The organism is Nonomuraea sp. NPDC050691, assembly GCF_040654455.1.
GTDB lineage: Bacteria > Actinomycetota > Actinomycetes > Streptosporangiales > Streptosporangiaceae > Nonomuraea.
In genome coordinates, this window is record NZ_JBFAIA010000355.1 from 1 (window position 1) to 2,209 (window position 2,209).

At 80.7% G+C, this 2,209-nt stretch carries 1 protein-coding gene and 1 pseudogene; both read left to right on the forward strand.

Features of this window, described 5'->3' with window-relative positions:
- A partial coding sequence (locus AB0H81_RS44655; protein WP_358388572.1) for a hypothetical protein occupies nt 1–773 on the forward strand: 773 nt, incomplete at its 5' end.
- A pseudogene (locus AB0H81_RS44660) lies at nt 770–2,209 on the forward strand (hypothetical protein); the annotation flags it as partial. The gene AB0H81_RS44655 and the pseudogene AB0H81_RS44660, both read left to right, overlap by 4 nt.

The following is a 2,209-nucleotide window of genomic DNA, read 5'->3' on the forward strand; positions in this document are numbered from 1 at the left end:
CCGGCACGGCCCCCGGCCAGGAGCCGTCGCCGGGCGCGCGCCCGATTCCGCGCCCGCGCCCGGCCGCCGAGTCCGCCCCCCGCAGGACCAGGAGCGAGCGCGCCGCCCGCCCCGCGGGCCGGGGCGTCCCGGCGCGCCGCCGCCAGCGGGCGCCGTTCGTGCTGCTCGTCGTCGGGCTGCTCTGCGGCGGCCTGGTCAGCCTGCTGCTGCTCAACACCGTGCTCGCCCAGGACTCGATCACCGCCTCGCGGCTGCGCGGCGAGATCGCCGCCGCCCGCCAGCACAACGACCGGCTCAAGCAGGTGATCGAGGAGGAGACCCAGGCCGCCGTCATCGCCAGGAGAGCCGAGGACCAGGGCCTCCACCTCGACAACAGCATCAACCCGCTCACGGTCGGCGACACAGGCAAGGGCGCCGCCAAGCCCGGCACGGGCACGGAGACCGGCACCCCGGCCACGAACGGCACCACGCCCGGCACGGCCACCACCGGCACGACGACGGGCGGCGCGACGACCGGCGGCGAGGCCAAGCCGGGCACGGGCACCGGCGGCACCGCCAAGACCGGCACCACGTCGGACACCACTTCCGCCACCACGGCGGAGACCGGCACGACCGGCGGCGAGGCCCGGACGGGTGGCACGACCGGCGGCTCGTCGGGTGGCTCGTCCGGCGCTGAGGCTCACACCGGCGGCACGTCCGGTGCCACGGCCGAGCAGGGCGGCTCCCCGGCCGGGACCGGGGCCGACGCCGAGCGGGTGGGCCAGGCCCGGTGAGGGACACAGGCGGCAGGGGCCAGGGGCCCGGCCGTGGCGGGGGCGGCGCCGGCTCTCAAGGAGGGCCCGGCGCCGCCCGTCGTACGCCCGGCGGTCCCGGAAGGCCGGGCAGGCAGACGGGTTCGCCCCGTACGGAGGGGACGGGCCGGCCGTCGTCCGACGACCGGCGCGACCCGAGGAAGCGCCACGACCCGTTCGACCTGCCCTTCGATCTGTCCTCCGGCGGCCCGTCCGACGACGACCCGGACGACCAGCCGCGCGGCCGCACGCCCCGGGGCCGCGCGCCCCAGGACCCGCCGCGCCCCCGTACACCGCAGGACACGCCGCGCTCCCGCACACCTCAGGACGCGCCGGGCGGTCGGACGCGCCGCGACCGCGACGACGACCCGCGCGACGCCGCCCCCAGGGGCCGCCTGCGCCGCGACCCGGACGACGCCCCGGGGACGCCGCCCCGCGGCCGGTTGCGCCGGGCCCACGACGACGACCTCCGAGATCTCCCGGCCGGCCGCGCACGCCGCGACCGCGATGACCGGCCTGCCGCCGCCTCGCGCGGCCGCGCGGGCCGTGATCCGGACGACGCGCGGGATGCCGCGCCGCGTGCTCGTGCGGGCCGTGACCGTGACGACGACGCGCGGGACGCCGCTCCCCGGGGACGCCTGCGCCGTGACCCCGACGGCGAGCCACAGGGTCCCACACGGGGCCGTACACGCCCGGACTGGGAAGGTGACCCCCTGGACCTGCCCCACGGCCGCGGCTCGCAGGACGGTGCGCGCGGACGGTCAGGTGGCCGCCCGGCCGAGGACCGGATGAGCGCCCGCCGCGGCCAGGACCGGCCGGGCGGCCGGGCGGAGCGCGACTCCGCGGATGGGCGCCGCTCCGGCCAGGACGACGGCGAGACGTCGGGCTGGGACCCGCTGGCCGGCTCCGCCCGCTCCAGGCGCGCCGCCCGGGACCGCGACGACCTCCCGCCCGTGCGCGGACGCGACGAGACCCCCTCCGCCCGTGCCCGCAGCCAGGACGACGGCGACGGCCGGCGCGCCCGCTCCCGCCAGGAGCCCGGGGGACGCGTGACCCGTAGCCGTCAGGACGACGACCCGCCGCCCGCCCGCGGCCGCACACGCGGCGAGGCCCCCGCTTCCGGCGGCCGGGCACGCGACGAGGCCGACGGACCGGCCGGGCGCGGCCGCATGCGCCAGGACGGTGCCCAGGGAGCACGCCGGGCCTCTTCACAGGACCGCGACCCCCGCGACCGCGACCGCGACCGCGACCCCCGCGACCGCGACCCCCGCGACCGAGACCCCCGCGACCGCGACCGAGACCCCCGAGACCGTGACCCCCGGGACCGGGGCAGCGCGCGTGGCCGGGCAGCGGCGCAGGAGCGTGACCCCCGTGGGCGCGCGCCCAAGGACGCCCCCGGACGCCCCGGAGGGCCGCGC